Genomic DNA, 24,456 nt, shown 5'->3' with positions numbered 1-24,456 from the left:
TCCCCCTTGGAAGGAGCTAGTCGTGTTCGCCAGACTCAGAAAACTCCGGCGTGCGGTCGCCGCGGGAGGTGGCACCGCCCTGCTGACCGCGGGCGTCGTCGCCCTCGCAGCGCCGCAGGCCATGGCCGCGGCCACCGGCGGCACCGGGGCGAGCCTGCCCTACGTCGAGGTGCAGGCCGAGAACTCCGCGACCAACGGCACGGTCATCGGCCCGAGTTGGGCCGCCGGCCAGCTCGCCGACGAGGCGGCGTACCGCAAGGCGGTCACGCTGTCGGGCAGCGGCAAGTACGTCACCTTCACCACGCCGGTGGCGACCAACTCCATCGACTTCCGCTACAGCATCCCGGACACCGGCAGCGGCTCGGTCTACACCGCCCCGCTCTCCTTCTCCGTCAACGGCGCCGCCCAGGCCGACTTCACGCTGACCAACGCCTACAGCTGGTACTACGGCAGCTACCCGTTCACCAACTCGCCGGGCAGCAACCCGCACCACTTCTACGACGAGGCGCACCGGCTGCTGTCGCAGACGTATCCGGCGGGCACCACCTTCACTCTGCAGGTGCCGTCCGGCGGCACCGCCACCACCGTCGACTTCGCCGACTTCGAGAACGTCGGGCCGGCACTCGGCCAGCCCTCGGGCTCGGTGTCGGTGACGAGCAAGGGCGCCGACGCCACCGGCGCCGCGGACTCCACCGCCGCCTTCAACGCCGCGATCAGCGCGGCCGGTTCGGGCGGCACGGTGTGGATACCGCCGGGCACCTTCAAGATCCCCGGCCACATCGCGGTCAACAACGTGACGATCGCCGGCGCCGGCATGTGGTACTCGACGGTGACCGGTTCCGCGCCCGGCTTCTACGGCAACTCGGCGCCCTCCGCCAGCACCGGCGTGCACCTGCAGAACTTCGCCATCTTCGGCGACGTCCAGGAGCGCAACGACAGCGCGCAGGTCAACGGCATCGGCGGCGCGATGTCCAACTCCTCGGTGTCCAGCGTGTGGATCGACCACATGAAGGTCGGCGCGTGGATGGACGGGCCGATGGACGGGCTGACGTTCAGCGGCATGCGCATCCGTGACACCACCGCGGACGGCATCAACTTCCACGGCGGGGTCACCAACTCCAAGGTGACCAACAGCGACATCCGCAACACCGGTGACGACGGCATCGCCACCTGGGCCGACTCCAGCCTCGGCGCGGACGCCAACGACACCATCTCCAACAACACGGTGAGCCTGCAGATCCTCGCGAACGGCATCGCGATCTACGGCGGTCACGACAACACCGTCAGCGGCAACCTGGTGAAGGACACCGGCCTGGCGCAGGGCGGTGGCATCCACGTCGGCCAGCGGTTCACCTCCACGCCGGTCGGCACCACGACCATCTCCAACAACACCCTGATCCGCGACGGCAGCCTCGACCCGAACTGGCAGTTCGGCGTCGGCGCGCTGTGGTTCGACGGCAGCCAGGGCTCGATCACCGGGCCGATCAACGTCAGCAACGCGCTGATCGAGCAGAGCCCGTACGAGGCCGTCCAGTGGGTCGAGGGCACCGTCAGCGGCGTCAACCTCGACAACGTGACGATCGCCGGCACCGGCACGTTCGCGCTCCAGGAACAGACCGGCGGCGCCGCCAAGTTCACCAACGTCACCGCGTCCGGCATCGGCGCCTCCTCGCCGGTGTACAGCTGCGAGGGCAGCAACTTCGTGGTCACCGACGGCGGCGGCAACTCCGGCATCAGCGGCACGCCGCTGTGCGGCGGCTGGCCCACCCCGGTCTTCCCGCCGTACCCGTCCGAGGGCGTGTCCGCGAACCCGAGCGCGCTCAACTTCGGTTCGGTGGCGACCGGTGCGACCAGCCCGGCGCAGACCGTCACGGTCAGCAACCCGACCGGCTCGGCCGCGTCCGTCTCCTCCATCGCGGCCACCGGCGACTTCGCGCAGACCAACACCTGCGGCTCGTCGATCGCGGCGAACGGCTCGTGCTCGGTCAGCGTGACGTTCAAGCCCACGGCCACCGGCAGCCGCACCGGGACGCTGACCGTCAACGCGGGCGGCACCACCAGCACCGTCAGCCTGTCCGGCACCGGCACCGCGCCCGGCCCGGTGCTGAACGCCAACCCGGCGTCGCTGTCCTTCGGCGGCACGGTCGTCGGCGCCACGGCCGCCGCCCAGACGGTGACGGTCACCAACTCCGGCACCACGTCCGCGACGGTCTCCGCCGTCTCGGCCGGAGGCGACTTCAGCCAGACCAACAACTGCTCGACGATCGCCGTGGGCGCGTCCTGCGCGGTCACCGTGTCGTTCAAGCCGACGGCGGGCGGCGCCCGCACCGGCACGCTGACCGTCACCAGCAACGCCAACAACAGCCCGACCACGGTGGCGCTGTCCGGAACCGGCATCGACAGCTCCACCGACATCGCGGCGGGCAAGCCGGCGTCGGCGAGTTCGAGCAACGGCACCTACACGCCGGCGAACCTCACCGACGCGGACGCCTCCTCGTACTGGGAGAGCGCCAACAGCGCCTTCCCGCAGTGGGCGCAGGTCGACCTCGGCCAGAGCTACGGCATCGGCAAGGTGGTGCTGAAGCTGCCGCCGTCCACCGCGTGGGCGACCCGCCAGGAGACGCTGTCGGTGCAGGGCTCGGCGGACGGCTCGTCGTTCTCCACGATCGTCGGATCGGCCGCGTACACCTTCGACCCGAACGCCAACAACAACACGGTGACCATCACCTTCCCGTCCGCCACGGCGCGGTACGTGCGGGTGAACATCACGGCCAACTCCGGCTGGCCGGCCGGGCAGCTCTCGGACGTCGAGGTCTTCCCGAGCGGCGGCGGCGGCAACGGGTCGGCGACGCTGACCGCGGCCCCCGCGTCCCTGTCGTTCGCCTCGCAGGCGCCCGGCACGACCAGCGCGGCGCAGGCGGTGACCGTGACCAACACCGGCACGGCCGCGGCCGGCGTGACCGGCGTGACCGCGACGGGTGACTTCGCGCAGACCAACACCTGCGGGTCGTCGATCGCGGCGGGCGCCAGCTGCACGGTCAGCGTGACGTTCACGCCGACCACGTCGGGCACCCGGACCGGGACGCTGACGGTCAGCGGCAACGCGTCCAACAACCCGCTGACGGTGGCACTGACGGGTACCGGCAGCGGCACGGTCAGCACGAACCTGGCGGCCGGCAAGGCCACCAGCGAGTCCAGCCACACCGACGTGTACCCGTCGTCGCACGTCACCGACGGGGACCAGAACAGCTACTGGGAGAGCGCCAACAGCGCGTTCCCGCAGTGGGTGCAGGTGGACCTCGGGTCGGCGCAGAGCGCGAGCCGGGTGGTGCTGGAGCTGCCCGCGTCCTGGGGTGCGCGCAGCCAGACGGTGACGCTGGCCGGCAGCACGGACGGGTCGAACTTCACGACCCTGAAGGCGTCGGCGTCCTACACCTTCGACCCGAACACCAACCAGAACAAGGTGACGATCACCTTCGGCGCCGCGACCGAGCGCTACGTCCGCGCGACGTTCACGGCCAACACGGGCTGGCCGGCCGGCCAGCTCTCCGAGTTCCAGGTGTGGAACTCCTGACGTCACGCTGAGACGTCCCTCCGAGACGTCCCCCTGACCGGGGACCCTCCCTCGCGGTGCCGCCGGGCCTCAACCCTCCCGGCGGCACCGCTCTTCACGTGGGCGCAGCCGGTGTCGCACGACCCGCCGCGGAACCGCCGGCGCCTGCCGGTGGTCAGCGGCGGGGGCCGAGCAGCCGGGCATAGAGGTCGAGGAGCGGGACGGACTCGGTCTGCCAGGACCACTCGCGCAGGACGTCCTCGCGCTCGTACGCCTTCCGGTAGCGCTTGGGGTTGGTCAGGATCGCGCCGACCGCCCGGACGAAGTCGGCGGTGTCACCGGCCCGGAACACCTCGCCGTTGCCGAGTTCCAGCGTCGCCGCGGCCATCGCCCGCACGTCGCTGACGACCACGGGCAGCCGGGCGTGCGCGTACTCGAAGTAGCGGGAGGACAGCACCGGCTGGTGGTGCGGGAGCTGGTGCACGGGCAGCACCCCGATGTCGGCCGACGCCAGATACGCCGGGATCTCCTCCACGGGCACGTACGGCAGCAGGTGCAGCCGGGCGTGCACTCCCAACTGGGCCGCACGATCGCGTAGTTCGGCGAGGTACGGGTCGTCGGCGTCGGGCACGACGAAGGCCGCGTGCAGGTCGTACAGCTTGGGCAGCGCCTCGATGACGGTGGCCGGTCCCCGGTCGGGCAGCGCCCGGCCGAGGTGGACCAGCAGCGGGATGTCGTCCGCCAGGCGGCAGGCCGTCCGCACGCCGCCCTCCGGGTGGCGGGGCGCGTCGGTGAGCGGCGGGGCGTTGCGGCACACCGTCGGGGTGGCGGACAGGCCGTGCCGGGCGCGCAGTTCCCGGGCCAGCCGGTCGCCGACGGTGACCACGGCGTCGGCCTCGGCCGCGAACGTCCGCTCGTGCGCGTCGGCGGCGACCGTGGCGCGCCGGGTGGGTTCGGGGATCCGCGGCGGGGCGTCCCACACGACCTCGACGCGGTGACCGGACGCCTCGGCCCGCAGCGCCGACCGGATCGCCACGCCCAGCGAGCGGTGCCCGAGCGCGTGGATGAGGTGCGGGCGCACGGAGTCCAGCACCGGCCCGTAGGCGACCTCCTCGTCGAGCAGGCCGGGGTCCAGCCGGCGCCAGGCGCGGCGGCCCAGGAACAGCCGCCCGAGCTCGGTGACGAAGTTGTCCAGCCGGGTGTCGGGCCGCTCCCTGCGGTGGACCGCACCGCGGTGCTGCGCGGCGCGCACCCGGATCCAGGCCGCGCGGACGCCGTGCCGCAGCCAGGCCAGCGCATAGCCGCAGCGGGCCGCCGCGCGCAGCGGCAACGGCCGGTGTACGAGGGCGAGTTCGGCGCCCCGGGTGGCCAGCAGCGATCGCTCGGCGGCGACCAGGGTGGTGCGGTGGGTGCAGGCCTCCGCGCTGCGGTAGGCCAGTGGCCAGCGCAGGCCCGGGCGGGGCCGCAGCAGGCGGTGGGTGCCGAGGACGGCGGCCACGGACACTCTGCGCACGGCGACGCCGTCGGGTACCGCGGTCGCCGGTCCGCGCCCGATGAGGGTCACCTCGAAGCCGGCCGCCCGTGCGGCGGCCGCCACTCTGAGGGCCCGTGAGTCGCCGTCGAGAACCTCGCCCGACACGACCGCGACGCGGGCTGAGCCGCGTAAAGTCCCCGCCATCCCCGTACCCAACCCGATCGAGATGATCAAAGGGTTAAGTATGCCTGGCCGTGGACCGAACGGGCTTGGTGGGGGCGGTGGTCGGGGCCGTACGACGCCGCGATCGAAGCGCGCCGGACCCGCCCGCGAGCCACGGCGCGCGGCCGCCCCCCCGGGGTCACGCCGGGCTCGCCGAGTCCGCCGCGGGCAGTCCGTGCAGGTTGCGGGCGGTGTCCGTGATGCCGCTCAGGAAGGTGTGGGCGCGCGGCGAGGCCGACGCCGTCAGCCACTCCTGGTCGATGTCGCACACCACGATGTGCACTCCGGTGCCAGCCAGTGCCAGCGGCAGCGTGTGCACCACCGTCGAGGGGAAGGACAGCACCGAGCGGCCCACCGGCCCGCGCCGGGCGACGAGTTCGAGCGGCAGGTCCGGCCGGACGATCTCCAGCCCGGTCTCGGCGGCCAGCCGGTGCAGCTTGTCCGCGGCCTCTCTGCGGTGGGCGAAGTACCTTTTGGCGCCGTGCCGTTCGGCCAGCGACCGCACCACCGCGAAGTAGCGCTCGGGGTCCACCACGCCGGTCTCGACCAGCGAGGTGCCGATCAGGTCGGTGCCGGGCAGGGTGCGCGGCGGCCCGAACCGGCTGCGGGTCCAGGCGAACCGGTTGGTGCGCAGCGCCATCCCCGGCGGCGGTGTCGCGGGCATCGCGCTGAACAGCTCGACCCGGTGCCGGCCGCCGGGGGTCAGCTTGCGGCGTGCGGCGGACGCGAACAGCCCGAACGCCAGGTCCACCGGGGACATCCGGCGCCCGCTGCGGTGCCAGCGCACCAGCCGCCCGCCGCGGGTGAGGATCTCGGTGAACTCCATGGTGGCGGTGCCGTCGTCGACGACCGTGACGTCCTTGACCGAACGGCACAGCGGCAGCAGCACCTGCACCAGCCGGGAGAACGGGTCGCCGATGACCAGGCGCCGCACCCGCAGCAGTTGGGGGGCGAGGGCGAGGGCCGTGCGCAGCAGTCCGCCGCGGCCGCCGCGGGCCTCGAACCAGCGGACCACCGCGCCCTCGTCGCGGGCGAGTTCGGCCATCCGGCGCAACTGACCGCGGCTGGTCGGGTCGGACGGCGAGAGCACCACCACGGTCAGCGGGTGCGCCGGTTCCGGTGCGGCGGGCTCCTCCTCCTCGGCGGCCCGGCCCGCGGCGCCCTCGGGGCCGGAGCGGGCGGCGGGGATCGCCAGGCCGGCCGGCGGGTGCACGTGTGCCCACTCCAGGACGTTGAGCAGCTGGACGGGCGACTCGACGAGGGCGACGGCGCCCTGCCCCGGGGCGGGCCGGCGTCCGCCGGCCGGCGCGGGCGTGGGCCCTTCGGTCATCCCTGGTCCCCTTGTTCGTGATGTGGTCTCGGGTCCTGCGCGGCGCGCGGCCGCCGGCCGGTGGTCGTTCCGGCCGGCGGCCGCCCGCCGGGATCAGACGGCGGCGGTCTCCTGCTCGGCGGCCTCGGCCTCGGCGACGACACCGGGCACCCGGCGCAGCTTCTTCATCGGGCCGAGCTCGCCCTCGTAGACCTTCTTCACGCCGTCACCGAGCGAGGTCTCGATGATGCGGATGTCGCGCACCAGGCGCTCCAGGCCCTGCGACTCCACGGACGCGGCCTGGTCCGAGCCCCACATGGCGCGGTCGAGGGTGATGTGGCGCTCGACGAAGACGGCGCCGAGCGCGACCGCGGCCAGCGTGGTCTGCAGGCCGACCTCGTGGCCGGAGTAGCCGACCGGGACGTTCGGGTACTCCGCCTGCAGCGTGTTGATCATGCGCAGGTTGAGCTCCTCGTGCTTCGCCGGGTACGTCGACGTGGCGTGGCACAGCACGATGTTCTCGCTGCCGAGGACCTCGACGGCGTGACGGATCTGCTTGGGCGTCGACATGCCGGTGGACAGGATCACCGTGCGGCCGGTGGCGCGCAGGGCGCGCAGCAGGTCGTCGTCGGTCAGGCAGGCCGAGGCCACCTTGTGCGCGGGCACGTCGAACTTCTCCAGGAAGGCGACGGACTCCACGTCCCACGGCGACGCGAACCAGTCGATGCCCCGCTTGCGGCAGTACTCGTCGATCGCGCGGTAGCCGTCCTCGTCGAACTCCACGCGGTGGCGGTAGTCGATGTAGGTCATGCGGCCCCACGGGGTGTCGCGCTCGATCTCCCACTGGTCGCGCGGGGTGCAGATCTCCGGGGTGCGCTTCTGGAACTTGACCGCGTCGCAGCCCGCGACGACCGCGGCGTCGATCAGGGCGAACGCGTTCTCCAGGTCGCCGTTGTGGTTGATGCCGATCTCGCCGGTGATGTACACGGGCTGGCCGTTGCCGATGTGCCGGCTGCCGACGGCCCGGAGGTTGGCGGGGAGGGTGTTCTGCGGAGAGGTCACGGGGGTGGTCCTTCGTCGTCGGTTACGTCGGGTACGTCGGGTATCGGGGTTTCGGAGAGGGGGTCAGCGGGCCAGCGTGGGACCGAGCAGCCAGGCGGCGATCTCGCGGATCGCACCGTGCCCGCCGTGGGCCGTGGTGACGGCGCGCGCGGCGGCACGCACCACGTCGTGGGCGCCCGCGACGGCGACGGGCCAGCCGACCAGGCCGAAGCACGGCAGGTCGTTGACGTCGTTGCCGGCGTAGAGCACCCGTTCCGGCGCGATGCCGTTCTCCTCGCACCACTGCTTGAGTGCGAGGTCCTTCCGGTCGATGCCGTGCAGCACGGGAACCTGCAGCTTGCGGGCGCGTGCGGCGACGACCGGGTTGGTCTCGGTGGAGAGGATGAGGACGGGCATGCCCGCGCGGCGCAGCGCCGCCACCCCGAGCCCGTCGCCGCGGTGCACGGTGACGGACTCGTGTCCGTCGGCGTCGATCAGCACCCGGTCGTCGGTCTGGGTGCCGTCGAAGTCGAGGACGACCGCGTCGACGTCGTCGGCGCTCGGGGTGGCCGCCTGCGGGTCGAGCAGCGGCGCGAGGGCGCGGGCGCGTTCGAGGTCGGCGGGCTCGTCGATCTCCAGCACCCGGGCGGGGTCGGTGTGCACCAGCGCGGTGCGGCCGAAGAAGCGGTGGCCCGCGGCGCGGAAGCCGTCGGCGCGCATGCCGTAGACGGCGCCGGTCTCCAGCAGGTCCCGCGGGCGGTCCTGGCGGCGGGGCCGGGTGGCCTTGTCGTGGTTGACGCCCGTGCCGCCGCCGGACGCGCCGGTCTCCCGCCAGACGAAGCCGTGGAAGGGGGCGACGGTCAGGGCGGTGTCGGCGCCGTCCTCGGTGACGGCGGCGACGACGCCGTCGACCTCCGCAGTGGTGATGAACGGGCTGGTGCACTGCACGAGCAGCACGACGTCGGCGGTGGCGCCGGTCATCGCGGTGTGGGCGTCCATGGCGTGCAGGACCGCGGCCTCGCTGGTGGCGGTGTCGCCGGCGATGGCGGCCGGGCGCAGCACGACCTCGGCGCCGGCCGAGCGGGCGACCTCGGCGATCACCGGGTCGTCGGTCGACACCACGACGGCGCCGACGCGGCGGGCCCCGGTGCAGGCGCGGACCGCCCGGGTGATCAGGGGTATGCCGCCGACCGGTGCGAGGTTCTTCCCGGGCACGCCCTTGGAGCCGCCGCGGGCGGGGATGACGGCCAGAACGCGGGCGCCGGCACTTGCCGTGTCGTTCATCGGATGGCTCCTGTCACTTCTCGGGTCGCCGTTCCCACGGCGGGGTGCGCCACGAAAGGGGCGTCGGTGTCGGTCGGGTGCGGCCCGACGGGGGCCTGTGCCGCCGCGCGGGTGACCGCGCGGGCGGCCACGGCGGCGCCGCGATCGGCCACCGGCCGGTGGCGGGGCTCGGGCCGGAATCCTGATGTCCCGGGCGGCGCCGTCACAGCTGGCCCAGGCGGCGGATGGTGGGGGCGACGCGCTGGACGCCCTGGCGGTACGCGGTCCGCGCGGAGTTGCGGACCAGGTCGCGCACGGCGCGCCGCAGCGGTCCGGGTTCGGCGGGGGCGAGGCCGGCGACCGGCTTGCCCTTGATGTCGAGGCCGTGCCGGGCCAGCACACCGGGCAGGTAGCCGGGTGCCGTGCGGGCCGTGTAGTACGGGGCCAGCCGCGGGAGTTCGGGGGCGTCCAGCAGGGAGCGGACGCGGGTGCGCAGCGCCGCGTAGGGGTCGGTGCTCGCCACCCCGTGCGCGGCGGTCCAGCCCGGGTCGGCCTGCGGCAGGTGGCCGTCGTCCAGTTCGTCCCAGGAGGCGTAGCAGCCCGAGCCGAGGAAGTGGTGGTTGCCGAGGGTCTCGCGGATCCCGAGGTCGGTGAGGACCGCGGTGGGGATTCCCCGGTGCAGCGCCTCGAGGGCCGCGGTGGAGCTGACGGTCACCAGGAGGTCGGTGCGGTCGAGGACCTCCGCCATGTTGCCGTAGACCAGGCTCAGGTTGTCCGGCGGGTTCAGCCCGGCGACCAGCTTCTGGTACGGGTGCTCCTCGATGTGCGTGGTGTGCTCGCCCGGCTTGCTGCGCAGCTTGACCAGGACCGCGCGCTCGGGGTGCCGCCGGGCGTGCTCGACGGTGCGGCGCAGCAGGTGCATCCGGTCGGCGCGGCCCTCGGGTGCGGACGGCTGGACGGCGAAGGTGACGGTGAACGGCCGGGTGTCGTCGGGCCGGTGGGGCTCGCCGCCGAGGAAGGGCAGTGCCGTCTCGACGATCGCGTCCGCCGGGTGGCCGACACCTTCGTACACCGCGGTGAACCGCTGTGCGTCGTCGGCGCTGTTGGCGAGGACGACGTCCGCGCCGGCCCGCAGCAGCAGGCCGTCGGCGAGCTTCTCGTAGACCACGCCGACGTACCCGGTGACCACGACGGGACGCGAACCGCGGCCCTCCCAGGCCCGGTTGAAGCCGTGCAGCAGCGCCTGGACGGTCCCGCCGACGCAGGAGACCACGACGACGTCGCAGTTCTCCTCGTTGACGCCTGCCAGGATCTCGGCGGCGGTCGCCTCGACCATGGAGTCGGCGGGTATGCCGAGTTCGGCGAGCTGCCGCGGGGTGGGTGTGGCCCTGCCCCGGAGCAGGCGGGCGTCCAGACGGGCCTCGGGATCGATACGGCGCGCGGTCAGCGCACCCCACTTCCACCGGGTGTCCGAATCGGCGACCACCGTGACCCGCAACGGGCCGGACTTGCGTTTTGGCACGATGGAGACGGTAGGAAGCGGTTGGGTTCGAGGGACAAATCCCGGGCCAACAAGAGGTAAACAACATGCCGCCAATTCACCACGCGGCCATATTCGGCTCGGACCACCTTCCGGTCGATCTCCGTTAACCCAAACGTTCCCTGCTCGCCAATTGAGCCGACGGGCGAGACCCTAGGATTCCGCGAGTGGTCAAGCTCTCCGTCATCGTGACGTTCTACAACGTGCAGCAATACGTCCCAGACGCCTTGCGCAGCCTCAGGGCCAACGCCCGCTCGGACTTCGAGATGCTGCTCATGGACGACGGGTCCACGGACCAGACGCCCCGTCTGCTGGAAGAAGGGGCGCGCACGCTGCCGGGCGCGCGCGTCCTGCTCCGGGAGCACGCCGGGGTCTCCGCGCTGCGCAACGCGGGTCTGGACGCGGCCGAAGGCGAATACCTCACCTTCATGGACGGCGACGACTGGATGGCTCCGGATTATCTGCCCCGGTTGGTCAAGGCGATGGACGACCTCGACGTCGACTTCCTGCGCACCGACCACATCAAGTGCACCGGCGCCCAGCGCGACATCATCCGGGTCCCGCACGGCCGCCGTAATGTCGCACTCGACCCGCGTACCTGCATTCTTCCGGCCGACCGCCCCTCCCTCGTCGACTATCCCAACCTGCCGTTCGGCGCCTACCACCGCCGCGCGGTGGAGCGCGGCCTGATGCGCATGCCGGAGACGCTGCGCACCGCAGAGGACCGGCTGTGGTCCTGGCGGATGCACCTGGAGGCCGAGTCGGTCGGCGTGGTCGGGCTGCTGGGCATGCACTACCGCCGCAGCGTGTCGACGTCGCTGACGCAGATCGGCGACGAGCGCCAGCTGGACTTCATCCGCTCGTGCGAGATGGTCTTCGACATGCTGGCCAAGGACCCGGACGGCGACCGCTTCCTGCCCAAGGCCGTCCGCCAGTTCTGCGCGCTCATCGTCTTCCACCTGGACCAGATCGACCGGTTCGAGCCGGCCATGGCCCGCCGCCTCAAGGCCAACTGCGCCGCGCTGCTCTCGCGCCTGCCCAAGGACGTGCTCAACGACGTGCTCGACTCGATGGACCTCGAACGCAGCACGCGGATCCGGCGGTTGCGCCGGCGGCTGGGCGCCCGGCCCGACGGCTCGGACACCGAACCGGCACAGGGCGCGGGCGTGAACGGATCGGCGGCGGTGCCGGACGATGACGACGACGACGCGGTCGACAACAACGGATCGGCGGTCGCCTGATGGCCACGACGCAGCTCTTCCTCGCCTCCACCCTGTACGGCGCGGCGACGCTGGCCGCCGCGATGGACGCCGGCGCGATCCGCCCGGCCGACCGCCGCATCCTGGTGGTCTGCAACAACGCCTCGGTCCCCGAGACCAACCCCAGCCTGGACCAGGCACCCGGTTTCGAGCCGCTGCGCGGCCGCTTCGACCGCCTGGTGTCCTGGAACGCGTTCGTCCACCCGCTGCACCCCGGCGGCTGGACCCCGCGCACCAACGAAGTCCCCCTGTGGGAACGGCACCTGCGGATGCTCTGGGACCTCGGCGACGACGACGTCGAGCTGATCGTGGAGTCCCTGCAGGTCCCGCCGGCCCTCTCGGCCGCCCAGGTGTTCCTCGACGCCCCGATCACCGTCTACGCCGACGGCCTGATGTCGTACGGCCCGACCCGCAACAAGCTCGGGCTGCTGGTGGACACCCGGATCGACAAGCTGCTGCACCTGGACCTCGTGCCGGGCCTGGAGCCCATGCTGCTCACCGAGTTCGGGGTGCCCTCCGAGGTGGTGCCGGGCTCCGCGTTCACCAAAGTGCTCGCCGAAGTGGCCGCGGCCGCCGACGACTCCGAGGTCGAGGCCCTCGACCGGATGCCGGCGGACTCCGCGCTGCTGCTCGGCCAGTACCTCTCGGCGCTGAACATCCTCAGCACCGCCGAGGAGGAGGAACTCCACCTGTCGATGGTGCGCGGCGCCGTCGCACTCGGCCACCGGCAGATCGTCTTCAAGCCGCACCCGACGGCCCCGGCGCACTGGCTGGAGCCGCTCAAGGTCGAAGCCGCCCGGCTGGGCGCCGAGTTGACGGTGCTCGACACGCCCGTGCTGGCCGAGGTCGTCTACCAGAAGATGCGTCCCGCGCTGGTCGTGGGCTGCTTCTCCACCGCGCTGCTCACCGCGTCCGTGCTGTACGACATCCCGGTGGCGCGCACCGGCACCCGGCTGCTGCTGGAGCGTCTGACGCCGTACCAGAACAGCAACCGCATCCCCGTCACCATCGTCCACGCGATGCTGCCCGACCTCGGCGACCCGGCCGCAGTCCGCGCCTGGGCGCCGCCGTCGCCGCGGAGCGTGGCCGCGGATCTGACGCCGCTGCTGCACACCGTCGGCTACTGCATGCAGTCCAAGGCCCACCCCGGGCTGCGGGACGAGGCGGTGGCCTGGCTGAGCGCCCACCTGACGGCGGAGACCTGGCCGTACTTCAAGCGGCGGCGGCTGACGACGCTGGGGATGCCCGGCGCGATCCCGGCCCGCCTGGCGTTCGTGCCGCGCAACCGCACGGTCCGCCGGGTGGCCCGCCGGGCCCGCGCGCTGAAGAAGGCCACGATCGGCTGAGACCGGGGCCGGGACCCCGGGGAGCCCCGGAGGCCCGAGACACCGACGCCGGCCGGTGGAGCGCGACGCGCGCTGCACCGGCCGGCGTTTCGCCGTCCGGGCGCCGCGGCAGGTACGGCGACCGGCGGCGGTCATGGCCCCGGCAGGGATCGTGCGGTGTGCCGTCAGGCGACGGCCGCCTCGGCGCGCGCACCGGCCCGCCGTCCGGCCCTGCGGTACCACCAGCCGGTCGCGACGAGGCAGACCAGCGCGCCCGCTCCCACCGCTCCGCCGAGCCTGAGCCCGGGCGGCTGGAAGGAGCAGCTGATCGAGTCCGCCCCGCCGTCGAGCGGCACGGCGATCAGGCCCCAGTAGGTGCGGGCGGAGGTGGCGTGCCCGTCACCGGCCGAGCACCGCCAGCCGCTGATGCGCGGCACGGCGACGACGGCCGTGCCGGTGCTGCCGGCCGGCAGGTCGGCGGTCAGGGTGTGGCCGTCGACGCGCACGTCGGTCGCCCCGGTCGCGGTCAACTGCCGTACCGCCGCGTCCAGCCGGCTCCTGACGAGGCAGCCGATCGACTGCTGCGGCAGCCGCAGGTGGCCGACGAAGCTCAGCGCGACCTTGACGGTGCCCGACGCCGGGACGGTGCCGACGGCCTGCATCGCGCCGCGGACCGCGGGCAGATGGCCGTCGAAGCCCACCGGCCGGCCGCCGGCGAGCGTGGCGTCGCCCGTGTACTGCGGCGCCCAGAAGTAGACCTGGGCGCCCGGCGTGCAGGTCGTGGTCAGGACGGCGGAGCCCTTGGCCGGGTCGGTCCGCACGATGGGGGCGGCCGGGTCGTAGACCTTCGCGCCCAGCACCGTCTCCTGGTTGACGAACGCCGAGGGGTCCCAGTGCTGCTTGGCTTCTACGAGCCGGAGCCCGCCGCGCACGGTCACCAGCGGCGGCACCGCCGAGGTGGTGGAGGTGGTGACGGCCCGCGGCACCTGGTCGGTCCGCGGCGGGGCGAGCGGCTGGGAGTGCATCCGGGTGCCGATGGAGAAGATCGCGTCGGTCACCGGGTTGTCGAGGGACATGGTGTGCCGGCCCTTGGCGTAGTAGCCGAAGCCCAGTTCGGAGAGCGTCCACGAGGTGTCGTCCGCGGTCAGGCTGCTGTAGTACTCCGCGCCCTGCCCGCCCACGACCATCTCGTCGTTGCCGCCCGGCACGTTGCCGGGGTCGGTGCGCGTCCGCGGCCAGTCGTCCCGGGCGGCCACCGCCGCCGCCATGTCGTCCTGGGCCGGACCGAGCCGCGGCGACCAGGACACCTCCTTCAGCTGGAGCTGGGCGACACGCATCCCCGTCACGGCGGTCTCGCCGCCCTGCGCCAGGACGAACAGGGCCAGCGCCACCACCGGCAGCACCCGCGCCCCGGGGCCGCGGCGCCGGGCGAGCAGCAGCGCGGCCGCGGCGAGGATCCCGAGCAGCAGGGCGGCGGCGAAGGCCGGGTAGGACCAGCGGTCGACGACCTCACGCCCGTGCCCGGCCGCGGCCAGCGCGAGGACCAGCGCACCGCCGGCGAGCAGCGCGGGCAGCGCGGGCAGTCCGTCGGCGCCGGACAGCCAGGCCGCGATGACCAGCAGGCCGCACAGCACGAACGTCTGCCGGTAGGGGATGCCGTTCGGCGAGGCGCCCGCGTGCCAGATCAGGTGGGTGGGCTCCCAGTTGAGCGACAGTGCGACCAGCACCAGGGCTGCCGACCACACGGCCCTGGTGCGGGCGGCGACCGCCCGGTTGAAGGGCAGCGTCAGCGCCAGGACGAGGGCCGGGGTGCCGATGAAGAGCGCGGGCGTGGCCGTGCTGGTCGTGGCGGGCAGCAGCCGGGCGGCGAAGTCGCGCCAGGCGACCGGGTCGAAGACCACCACGGGTGTGGGGTCGGCGACCTTGGTGGCCTTGAAGATGACCAGCACCAGCGGGGCGGCGAGGCCGATGCCGATGAGTACGCCGCGGGCGGCGTGCAGCAGCCCGCGCAGCCGGCGCCGGCCCGACTCGTCCGCGGTGAACAGCCGGATCAGCAGCACGATCGCCGCGCCGATGGTGGCCATGTAGGCGGTGTAGAAGTTCGCCACCCAAGCCAGGCCCACGACCAGCGGACCCAGCACCGGACGCCGTCCGGCCCGGGCCCACTCCCCCACCAGGCACAGCAGCGGGAACGCGGTGAGGCCGTCCAGCCACATCGGCACCGTGGCGCCGTTGTCGAGCGTCCAGCCCGACAGCGCGTAGGCCACGCCCAGCACGGCGGCGACCTGCCACGGCCCGCGCCGCAGCCGCAGCAGGAACACGGCCATCGCGGCGGCGGCCGCGGTGATCTTCAGCGTGGTGATGACGTACAGCGCCAGCTCGACGTGGTCGGCCGGGAACAGCACCACCAGCAGGTCGAAGGGGCTGCTCAGGTAGGTGCCGAAGTCGCCGAGGAAGTTCGAGCCGAACCCGGAGTTCCAGTTCACGAACAGGTCGCCGTCGGCGCCGCCGAGCAGCATCTTCCGCCAGTAGGCGTGGTACGGCAGGTACTGGTTGCCGAGGTCCACGATGTTGCGGGTGTGCGATCCGAGCGGATAGCTGCCCGCCAGCAGGGACCCGAGGCAGAAGACGACGCAGGCCAGGACGGCCGCGGCGAGCCCCGCGCGGGTCGCGGCGCTGCGCCGGGCGTGGGCGAGCAGCCGCCCGCCGGCTCCCCGCAGGCCGCGTGCCCATGCACCGCCGGTGGGCGGCCGCCGCTCCCCCGCCGTGCTCGCGGGATTGCCCTGGTCGGGGGCGGCCTTGGTTGCAGGGGACACGGGTCCTCCGGGAAGGGTGCGTACCGCGCCTGAACGCGCGTGGCCCGCTGCGAGAGACACCGCACGGGTGGTGAGCCATCCCATCGGAGCCGGGCGTCGCCGACCGGACGGGAAGACGAATCCCCGGCTGCCGAACGGTGAACGCCCGTCGCGCCGCGCCGTCCCCGGGACCGGCCGTGCGCCGCGGACCGATCACGCCGCCGGGGGCTCCGGCGGGACCGGCGCTGCCGACGACCCCCAGGTCGGCTGCCCTACGATGGGAGCGTGACCGACATCACTCACGGCAGCCGGCATGGCCATCCGACCCGCGCGGAGGAGATCCTCGCGGTCGGGCTGCGCGACGAGAAGAGGCGGCAGACCCGGCGGCACATCGCCGAGGTCGCCACCGGCCTCTTCCTGGAACGCGGGTTCGCCCAGGTCACGATCGCCGAGGTGGCGCGGACCGCCGAGGTCTCAGTCAACACGGTCTACACGTACTTCCCCTCCAAGGAGGACCTGGTCTTCTACCCGGAGGAGGCGTCGGCGCAGCGGATGGTCCAGATGGTCCAGGACCGCGCACCCGGGCAGTCGGCGGCCGCCGCCGTGCTGGCGGCGCTCCGCGGGGAACTGCGCAACGGCGAGCGCATGGTCGGGCTGACCCAGGGATTCGGCCGCTTCCTGGAGATGGTGCGGGCCGAGCCGACGCTGTCGGTCCGCCTCGACGCGATAGGCCGCGAGATGGTCGAGGCGCTCGGGTCGGTGCTGGCGGCCGAGACGGGGGCTGCGTCCGGCGACCCGACGCCGCACCTGGTCGCCTCACAACTGGGCTGGGCCCAGACCGAGTTGTTCCGCGAGATCGGCCGCCGCACCCGCGCGGGCCAGCCCCCCGGCACCGTGGCCGAAGCCGCCCTGGCCCTCCTCGACACCGTCGAGTCGCTCCTCAGCCCCACCCTCCTCACCTACGCCACCCGCTAAGTCCCCCGCCGAACGAGCCCCGAAGGGGCGCGGGGTCCCCCAGGTTTCGCCCGGGAGGTGCCCCCAGCGCGAGCAACCGACCACCCGGCGGCCAGCCGGCAACGCACCGCCACGGGCACCCCAGACTCCGCAGCGCCGCGAGGCGCGAGATGCGAGGCGCGAGGTGCGAGGTGCGAGGTGCGAGGTGCGAACTAGCCCAGGCTCGGGAAGCTCCCGCACGAAGGAGAACGCACCCCGAGGGGGCAAACCGCCGAGCCGAGCCGGAGGCTAGAACGCCTCGGTCGGCACGTACGTCCCCCACACCTCACGCAGCGCGTTGCAGACCTCCCCCACCGTGGCGCGAGCCCGCAACGCCTCCTTCATGGGGTAGAGGACGTTGTCCGTGCCCTCGGCGGCCTTGCGGAGTGCGGCCAGCGCCGCGTCCACCGCCTGCTGGTCGCGGCCCGCCCGCAACTCCGCCAGCCGCTGCGCCTGCTGCGCCTCGATCGCCGGGTCGACCCGCAGCGGCTCGTACGGCTCCTCCTCGTCGAGCTTGAACCGGTTGACGCCGACCACGGTCCGCTCCCCGGCGTCGGTCTCCAGCGCGATCCGGTAGGCGTTCCGCTCGATCTCCGTCTTCTGGAAGCCCCGCTCGATCGCGGCCACCGCGCCCCCGAGCTCCTCGACCTTCTCCATCAGCTCCAGGGCCGCCGCCTCGACCTCGTCCGTCATCTTCTCCACGACGTACGACCCGGCGAACGGGTCGACGGTCGCGGTGACGTCCGTCTCGTAGGCCAGCACCTGCTGGGTGCGCAGCGCGAGCCGCGCGGACTTGTCGGTGGGCAGCGCGATGGCCTCGTCGAAGCTGTTGGTGTGCAGCGACTGCGTGCCGCCGAGCACCGCGGCCAGACCCTGGACGGCGACCCGCACCAGGTTGACCTCGGGCTGCTGGGCGGTGAGCTGGACGCCCGCGGTCTGGGTGTGGAACCGCAGCATCTGCGACTTGGGGTTCTTCGCCCCGAACTCCTCCCGCATCACCCGCGCCCAGATCCTGCGGGCCGCGCGGAACTTGGCGACCTCCTCCAGGATCGTGGTGCGGGAGACGAAGAAGAACGACAGCCGCGGCGCGAAGTCGTCGACGTCCATGCCGGCCGCGATCGCCGTCCGCACGTACTCGATGCCGTCGGCGAGGGTGAAGGCGATCTCCTGCGCGGGCGAGGCACCGGCCTCGGCCATGTGGTAACCGGAGATCGAGATGGTGTTCCACTTCGGGATCTCGGTCCTGCAGTACGCGAAGATGTCGGCGATCAGCCGCAGGCTCGGCTTCGGCGGGAAGATGTAGGTGCCGCGGGCGATGTACTCCTTCAGCACGTCGTTCTGGATCGTGCCGGTGAGCTGGTCGGCCGGCACCCCCTGCTCCTCGCCGACCAGTTGGTAGAGGAGCAGCAGCAGCGCGGCCGGCGCGTTGATGGTCATCGAGGTGGAGACCTTGTCCAGCGGGATCCCGCCGAACAGCACCTTCATGTCCTCGACGGAGTCGATGGCCACCCCGACCTTGCCGACCTCACCGTGCGCGATCGCCGCGTCGGAGTCGTGCCCCATCTGCGTGGGCAGGTCGAAGGCCACCGACAGGCCCATCGTGCCGTTGGCGATGAGCTGCTGGTAGCGCGCGTTGGACTCGGTGGCGGTGCCGAACCCGGCGTACTGCCGCATGGTCCACGGCCGCCCGGTGTACATCGACGGGTAGACGCCCCGGGTGAACGGGTAACCGCCCGGCGCCCCGAGTTTGCCGTCGGGATCCCAGCCGTCCAGGGCGTCCGGCCCGTAGACCGGCTCGATCGGCAGACCGGATTCCGACTCGCGTGCCATGCTCGCGCCTCCGCTGAAGAACTGTCTGGTGGGGCCAGCCACGGACTGTAGTGGCGGCTGTGCCGGCCGTGCAGTGCGACGGGCTGGGACCTTCCTCACAGTCTCCCCGAACGGGGCGCAACCGCGCAGGCGCCATTCGGTGTCTAGGGGGTATCGACCGAAATCCACGGGGAGAGAGAACGGGGAAGGTGAGAGCCGTGCGCAGAAGACCTCCGGTGGCCCTGGCCGCTGCCGCGGTGACGGCGGCGCTGTCCGCCGTCGTCCTCACGGCCTGCGGGCCGCAGGGCGGTGACACCGCCGACAGCAAGCCGGCCGCGGCGCCGGCCACCACCGGCACACCGGCGACCGGCACGACCCCGGCCGCGCCGGCGACGACGGCGCCGCCCACGACGCCCGCCACCACGCCTGCCACACGGCCGCCGACCACTCCGGCCGGCCCGGCCACTCCGGCCACCACCAGGCCGCCGGCCGAGCCCGTGGTCATGACGGCGGGCGCCTCCAGCGCACAGGTGCGGGAACTCCAGGCGCGACTCGGCCAGCTCCACCTGTTCAGCCGTACGCCGACCGGCTACTACGGCACCGTGACGCAGCACGCGGTGAGCGACTTCCAGGAGCGCCACGGCCTGACCGCGAGCGGCACGGTGACGCGGGCGACCTGGACCCGGCTGCGGGCACTGACCCGCCCGCCGACGCACGGCGAGATGTACCCGCCGGCCGCGCCGAAGCCGGTGGCCAAGCTCGACCCGCGCTGCATGACCGGCCACGCGATGTGCATCAGCAAGACCACCCGGACGCTGTCCTGGGTGGTGAACGGCAAGGTGCTGGCCACCATGGACGTGCGGTTCGGTTCGCAGTACACCCCGACCCGCGAGGGGCTCTTCCACGTCACGTTCAAGAGCCGCGACCACGTGTCGACGATCTACCACACGGCCATGCCGTACGCGATGTTCTTCAGCGGCGGCGAAGCCGTGCACTACTCGTCGGACTTCGCGGCCCGCGGCTACGCCGGCGCCTCGCACGGCTGCGTGAACGTCAGGGACAAGGCGGCGATCGCCAGGCTCTTCGACGAGGTGAAGGTCGGCGACAAGGTCGTCGTCTACTGGTGACGACCGCTCCCGATGTCCGCGGCGGCAGCCAACACCGCTGACGGACGAGCGCGGCCGGGCAGGGGGAATGCGCCCGGCCGCGCTCTGTACGTAGACCCCGGTACGGGGAGAACCGGGGTCCACCGGAACCGATGACCAGTCGGTTCACTACCTAAAGCGCATCGGCCGCCGGAAGTGTCACCCTGCGGCCGATCTCCCTTGTCAGGCGCCCTGTCCTGGCGGCCCGGCGCGGCGTCCGTCAGGCCGCGCCCGGCTTCGCCGTCGCAGGCTTCGCCGTCGCAGGCGTCGTCGTGCTCCGGGCCGACGCGTTCGGGGACGGCTTCGGTGACGGCTTCACGGACGGCTCGGCCGCGGGTTCCGCGGACGGCTCGGGGGACGCCTTCCGCGCCGAGGCGCCCTGGGCGCCGGACGCGGTCTGCGCGTTGGCGGAGCCGCCGGAGCCACCGGAGCCGCCGTTCACGCCCTTGCCGCCGCCCTTGCCCGCGTTCCTGCCCTGACCCTTGCCCTTGCCCTTGCCCTTGCCCTGGTTCTGGTTCTGGTTCTGGCTCGCGCTCGGGCTCGCGTTCTGGCCTTGGTCCTGGCCTTGGCCGTTCCCGTCGGCCTTGCCCTTGCCCTTGCCGTTGCCGCTGCCCTGTCCCTTGCCCTGGCCCTTCCCGTCACCCTTGCCGTCGTTCCGGCCCTCGTTCTGGTTCTGGCCGTTGCCTTCGGCCGCGCCGTCGTTCCTGCCCTCGCCGCTGCCGGTCCGCGGGTCCTCGCCGCCGTCCTTGCCCTTGCCGGCCTCGCCACCGGAGCGGTCGCCGGACCCGGTGCAGGCACCGTTGCCCGCGCCCGGGCCGTACCGGCGGTCGGTGTCGTGGCCGGGGGCGGCGGCGCACTGCCGGCCCGGGCCGGTCGTCGCGGTGCCGTCCGTCCGGCCGTCACCACGCCGGGACGAGCCGGTGGTCGCGGGTGAGGCGCCGCCGTGGGTGCCCGGCGAGGTGCTCACCGCGGGCGCGCCGGAGCCGCCACCGGGCAGCGGCAGCCGGCCGGTGCCCGCCGCGACCGCGGCGGCCACGCCGCCCAGGGCGAGCACCGCGGCCATCGCCGCGCTCGCCACCCGGATCGAGCGCAGGCCGGGCAGGCGCAGCCGGACGGCCTTGCCGGGCCTGCGGTCGCGTCCGGCGGGCACGGCGGGAGCGGGGGCTTGGGCGTGGCGGGAGGAAGGCCCGGCGGCGCGGGCGGCCCGGAACGCGGCGAGCGCGGCCTCCTCGCGGGCGGGGTCCAGGGCGAATCCGGGTCCGGCCAGCGGGCCTTCGGCTCCGGCGTCCCCGTCGGGCCGGCCGGCGGCCGCGGACAGCAGGCGGGCCAGCCGGTCGGCGGCGGCAGCGGCCTCGGCGTCCGCGGTGGGGACGCGGTGGCCGGAGAGCAGGAGTTCGGCGGCCTGTCCGGTGAGCCAGTCGGTGCGGGCGGCGCGCGCGGAAGGGCGCGCGCCGGACCGCGTCGTGGGGGCGGACCGGTGCCCGGGCAGCGGTGGGGCGCCGTCGTGGCGTCGGTTCTCGGTCATGTCAATTCCTCACAGCGCCCGGGACGCGGAAAACGTCACATCCGCACGCCGGCCCGGGGCCGTCCGCCCCCGGCCGTACTCCTGTCCGCCGGCCCCTCCGCGTCCGTCCTGCCGCTCCGGCTCCTTCTCCCGCGCCTGCTCCGGGAACAGCCCCGGGCCGCCGGCCTCCGGGCCGTTCCCCTGCTCGCGGTCCTGTCCCTGCTCCTGCTCCTTTTCCTGTTCCTGCTCCTGCTCCTGTTCCAGCAGCTCCGCGAGCCGCCGCAGCCCGCGGTGGGTGGCCATCCGAACCGAACCGGCCCGTTTGCCCAGCACCCGGGCCGCGCTCGTGGAGTCCAGGCCCATCACCACCCGCAGCAGGACCGCCTCGGCCTGTTCGCGCGGCAGGGCCGCGATGGCGGCGAGCGCGCGGTCGGTGGCGACCGCGTCGAGCGCCTCGCCCGCAGTGTCCGCCCGGTCGGGGAGCTGCACGAGTTCGTCGACGCCCGCCCCGGCGATCGGCCGGCGGCTGCGGGCGCGGATGTGGTCGAGCGCCCGGTTGCGGGCGATGCGGGCGGCCCAGCCGCGGATGGAGTTGCCGTCGCCGCGGAAGGACGGCAGGTCCCGGGCGATCTGCAGCCACGCCTCGGAGGCGACGTCCTCGGCGTCCACCGGGCCGACGAGGCTGCGTACGTACTGCAGCAACTGCGGCTGCACGGCGCGGTACACGACCCGGAAGGCGGCTTCGTCACCGCCCTGCGCGCCGCTCACCGCGGTATCGAGATCCACGTCCGGCCCCACCCCTTCGAGCACCGTTCCATCCTGCCTCATGCCGTCCGGTGACACTTTCGGCCGACCGTACGCCCTACTAGTGGCGGCCGGGGACGCTCCTGTGGGGGGAGGCGGACCCCGGCCGTCGTCACAGCTCAGGGCCAGCGGAACGTTTCAATACGGCGCCGCGCGGACTCCAGCTCAACCCGGCCGCGCCCCGCGCGTCAACCCGATGCCGCCACCTGGTCCCGTACGGGTGAAGTCCGCCGCCACAGCGGTCACCGCAGCCCCATGTGCGCTGCCGGGCCGTACAGTTGAGTGACCCCGCCGTACGCCCCGCCAGTCCCCAGGAGCAGTCCGCTGTCCAGCGACACCCCGATCGAGGGGCTGAACCCGCTCAACCTGGCACCGTCCCTGGCCGCCGAGGCGGCGTTCCGCACCGCCTGCGGTTCCCACCGCTGGGCCCGCCGGATGGCCGCGCACCGCCCCTACCCGACGGTGGAGGCGCTGCTCGCCGCCGCCGACGAGGCGGCCTACGACCTGACGTCCGGTGACGTCGCCGAGGCGCTGGCCGCGGAGGCCACCGCGCCGCTGCCCGACCGCGGCAGCCTCACCGCGCGCACCGCGCTGCGGGCCGCGCACGCCGCCTACGAGGCCAGGTTCGGTCACGCGTTCGTGCTGGCCCTGGACGAGGAGGACCCGGCCCAGGTCCTCGACCAGACGCTGGCGTCGCTGCGGCAGCGGCTGAACCACGACGAGGACGAGGAGGCCGCGGTCACCGCCGAGCAGCTCCGGCGGACCGCCCGGCTCCGCCTGATCCGGCTGGCCGGTTCACCCGACCGTGCGGGATCGATCACACCTGACCTACCCCGTGGTACCGAGCCGACATGGCGTCGCTACGATGGCCGGGGCCGGTGGACCGTACCCGGCCGGGCGTGACCGACTAGCAAGCGAACGACAGCCGGCACCCCTCGTCCCGCTCCCGGAGGGTATTTTCCGTGCCGGCTGGAACGCTGTACCGCGGCCGGGAAGGCATGTGGTCATGGGTGGCTCATCGAGTCACCGGTGTCCTCATTTTCTTCTTCCTGTTCGTCCACGTCCTCGACACCGCGCTGGTGCGCGTCTCCCCCGAGGACTACGACAAGGTCGTCGCGACCTACAAGACCCCGATCGTCAGCCTGCTGGAGTACGGCCTCGTCGCCGCGATCCTCTTCCACGCGCTGAACGGCCTGCGGATCATCGCCGTCGACTACTGGACCAAGGGTCCCCGCTACCAGAAGCAGATGTTCTGGACGGTCATGGGCCTGTGGATCGTGCTGATGATCGGCGCGATCTACCCCGTCCTCGGCCACGCCGCACGAGTCCTGTTCGGGAGCTGAACGTCATGGCCACTGAAGTCACCCCCGTCGACGAGGTGGAGCTGACCGGCTCCAGCGTGTCGTACAGCCCGGAGAACCCGGCCCCGGTGATCGAGCCGCCGCGCGCCCGCACCAAGCGGACACAGAGCCCCGGACGGTCCGCCCGCACGAACTTCGAGCTCTACGGCTGGCTGTTCATGCGGCTGTCCGGCGTCGTGCTGGTGGTCCTGGTCATCGGCCACCTGCTGATCCAGCTCGTGCTGGACGGCGGCGTCACCAAGGTCGGCTTCGCGTTCGTGGCGGGCCGCTGGGCATCGCCGTTCTGGCAGTTCTGGGACCTGGCCATGCTGTGGCTGGCGATGCTGCACGGCGGCAACGGCCTGCGCACCGTGATCAACGACTACGCCGAGCAGGCGAACACCCGCTTCTGGCTGAAGACGCTGCTGTTCACCGCTGTGGCGTTCACCATCGTGCTCGGATCGCTGGTGATCTTCACCTTCGACCCGAACATCCGCTAGGCCAGGGCCGGACAGGGAAGCGACCCCATGCAGATCCACAAGTACGACACCGTCATCGTCGGCGCGGGCGGCGCCGGTATGCGCGCCGCCATCGAGGCCACCAAGCGCAGCCGCACCGCCGTCCTGACCAAGCTCTACCCGACCCGGTCCCACACCGGCGCCGCGCAGGGCGGCATGGCCGCCGCCCTCGCGAACGTCGAGGAGGACAACTGGGAGTGGCACACCTTCGACACGATCAAGGGCGGTGACTACCTGGTCGACCAGGACGCCGCCGAGATCCTGGCGAAGGAGGCCATCGACGCGGTCCTCGACCTGGAGAAGATGGGCCTGCCGTTCAACCGGACGCCCGAGGGCCGCATCGACCAGCGCCGCTTCGGCGGTCACACCCGCAACCACGGCGAGGCCGCGGTGCGTCGCTCGTGCTACGCCGCGGACCGCACCGGCCACATGATCCTCCAGACGCTTTATCAGAACTGCGTCAAGGAGGGTGTGGAGTTCTTCAACGAGTTCTACGTCCTGGACCAGCTCCTCACCGAGGTCGACGGCGTGCGGCGCTCGGCCGGCGTGGTGGCGTACGAGC

18 protein-coding genes are annotated in these 24,456 nt (G+C 73.0%); 9 read left to right on the top strand and 9 right to left on the bottom strand.

What is annotated here, in order from left to right; translation table 11 throughout:
* Positions 1-22 precede the first annotated feature (22 nt).
* Positions 23-3,574, top strand: coding sequence for a choice-of-anchor D domain-containing protein (locus K7862_RS30400; RefSeq protein ID WP_222968018.1), 3,552 nt, complete (start codon positions 23-25; stop codon positions 3,572-3,574).
* Positions 3,575-3,728: 154 nt separating this feature from the next.
* Here K7862_RS30400 and K7862_RS30395 read toward each other — a convergent pair whose 3' ends face one another.
* From K7862_RS30395 to K7862_RS30375, 5 genes are all read right to left on the bottom strand, one after another.
* Positions 3,729-5,231 carry a glycosyltransferase gene (locus tag K7862_RS30395; RefSeq protein ID WP_222968016.1) on the bottom strand — a complete coding sequence of 501 codons (1,503 nt, stop codon included), beginning with the start codon at positions 5,229-5,231 and terminating at the stop codon, positions 3,729-3,731.
* Positions 5,232-5,388: 157 nt separating this feature from the next.
* On the bottom strand, positions 5,389-6,579 hold the full coding sequence (locus K7862_RS30390; protein WP_262414062.1) for a hypothetical protein: 1,191 nt from the start codon (positions 6,577-6,579) through the stop codon (positions 5,389-5,391).
* Between the two features lie 93 nt (positions 6,580-6,672).
* Positions 6,673-7,620: an N-acetylneuraminate synthase family protein gene (locus K7862_RS30385; protein WP_222968014.1), complete on the bottom strand. Its 948-nt coding sequence runs from the start codon at positions 7,618-7,620 to the stop codon at positions 6,673-6,675.
* A 63-nt stretch (positions 7,621-7,683) separates the two neighbouring features.
* Positions 7,684-8,883 (bottom strand): cytidylyltransferase domain-containing protein, encoded by a 1,200-nt coding sequence (locus tag K7862_RS30380; RefSeq protein ID WP_222968012.1) that lies wholly within the window; start codon positions 8,881-8,883, stop codon positions 7,684-7,686.
* A gap of 202 nt (positions 8,884-9,085) precedes the next feature.
* Positions 9,086-10,384: a DUF6716 putative glycosyltransferase gene (locus K7862_RS30375; RefSeq protein WP_308012274.1), complete on the bottom strand. Its 1,299-nt coding sequence runs from the start codon at positions 10,382-10,384 to the stop codon at positions 9,086-9,088.
* A 185-nt stretch (positions 10,385-10,569) separates the two neighbouring features.
* Between K7862_RS30375 and K7862_RS30370 the strand changes: the two genes are divergently transcribed.
* Positions 10,570-11,643, top strand: a complete 1,074-nt coding sequence (locus K7862_RS30370; RefSeq protein WP_222968010.1) for a glycosyltransferase family 2 protein — start codon at positions 10,570-10,572, stop codon at positions 11,641-11,643.
* On the top strand, positions 11,643-13,007 hold the full coding sequence (locus tag K7862_RS30365; protein WP_222968008.1) for a polysialyltransferase family glycosyltransferase: 1,365 nt from the start codon (positions 11,643-11,645) through the stop codon (positions 13,005-13,007). Before K7862_RS30370 ends, K7862_RS30365 begins: the two co-directional genes overlap by 1 nt.
* Positions 13,008-13,171: 164 nt before the next feature.
* Here K7862_RS30365 and K7862_RS30360 read toward each other — a convergent pair whose 3' ends face one another.
* A complete protein-coding gene (locus K7862_RS30360; protein WP_308012273.1) occupies positions 13,172-15,802 on the bottom strand; it encodes a YfhO family protein in 2,631 nt (876 codons plus the stop codon).
* A 264-nt stretch (positions 15,803-16,066) separates the two neighbouring features.
* Between K7862_RS30360 and K7862_RS30355 the strand changes: the two genes are divergently transcribed.
* On the top strand, positions 16,067-16,756 hold the full coding sequence (locus K7862_RS30355) for a TetR/AcrR family transcriptional regulator (RefSeq protein ID WP_308012272.1): 690 nt from the start codon (positions 16,067-16,069) through the stop codon (positions 16,754-16,756).
* Between the two features lie 267 nt (positions 16,757-17,023).
* Here the strand turns inward: K7862_RS30355 and K7862_RS30350 are convergent, their stop codons facing one another.
* On the bottom strand, positions 17,024-18,604 hold the full coding sequence (locus K7862_RS30350) for an acyl-CoA mutase large subunit family protein (protein WP_222968005.1): 1,581 nt from the start codon (positions 18,602-18,604) through the stop codon (positions 17,024-17,026).
* 197 nt (positions 18,605-18,801) lie between these two features.
* Between K7862_RS30350 and K7862_RS30345 the strand changes: the two genes are divergently transcribed.
* Positions 18,802-19,710 carry a L,D-transpeptidase family protein gene (locus K7862_RS30345; RefSeq protein ID WP_308012271.1) on the top strand — a complete coding sequence of 303 codons (909 nt, stop codon included), beginning with the start codon at positions 18,802-18,804 and terminating at the stop codon, positions 19,708-19,710.
* Between the two features lie 238 nt (positions 19,711-19,948).
* Here K7862_RS30345 and K7862_RS30340 read toward each other — a convergent pair whose 3' ends face one another.
* Together K7862_RS30340 and K7862_RS30335 are read right to left on the bottom strand one after the other, a co-directional pair.
* Complete coding sequence (locus K7862_RS30340) at positions 19,949-21,253, bottom strand: hypothetical protein (RefSeq protein ID WP_222968004.1); 1,305 nt, start codon at positions 21,251-21,253, stop codon at positions 19,949-19,951.
* A gap of 9 nt (positions 21,254-21,262) precedes the next feature.
* A complete protein-coding gene (locus K7862_RS30335) occupies positions 21,263-22,018 on the bottom strand; it encodes an RNA polymerase sigma factor (protein WP_372461700.1) in 756 nt (251 codons plus the stop codon).
* A 300-nt stretch (positions 22,019-22,318) separates the two neighbouring features.
* Between K7862_RS30335 and K7862_RS30330 the strand changes: the two genes are divergently transcribed.
* The 4 genes from K7862_RS30330 to K7862_RS30315 all read left to right on the top strand — a co-directional run.
* Positions 22,319-22,939: a 2-oxo-4-hydroxy-4-carboxy-5-ureidoimidazoline decarboxylase gene (locus K7862_RS30330; protein WP_222968002.1), complete on the top strand. Its 621-nt coding sequence runs from the start codon at positions 22,319-22,321 to the stop codon at positions 22,937-22,939.
* Between the two features lie 59 nt (positions 22,940-22,998).
* Positions 22,999-23,379 (top strand): succinate dehydrogenase, cytochrome b556 subunit, encoded by a 381-nt coding sequence (gene sdhC / locus K7862_RS30325; protein ID WP_222968001.1) that lies wholly within the window; start codon positions 22,999-23,001, stop codon positions 23,377-23,379.
* 5 nt (positions 23,380-23,384) lie between these two features.
* Positions 23,385-23,876: a succinate dehydrogenase hydrophobic membrane anchor subunit gene (locus tag K7862_RS30320; RefSeq protein WP_222968000.1), complete on the top strand. Its 492-nt coding sequence runs from the start codon at positions 23,385-23,387 to the stop codon at positions 23,874-23,876.
* Between the two features lie 27 nt (positions 23,877-23,903).
* The coding region (locus K7862_RS30315; protein WP_222967998.1) for an FAD-binding protein at positions 23,904-24,456 on the top strand (553 nt) is incomplete at its 3' end.

The sequence above is a fragment of the Actinacidiphila acidipaludis genome (genome assembly GCF_019890725.1).
Taxonomy (GTDB): Bacteria; Actinomycetota; Actinomycetes; order Streptomycetales; family Streptomycetaceae; genus Actinacidiphila; species Actinacidiphila acidipaludis.
Note: the sequence above shows the minus strand (reverse complement) of the source record. Positions and strands in the feature narration are given on the sequence as shown.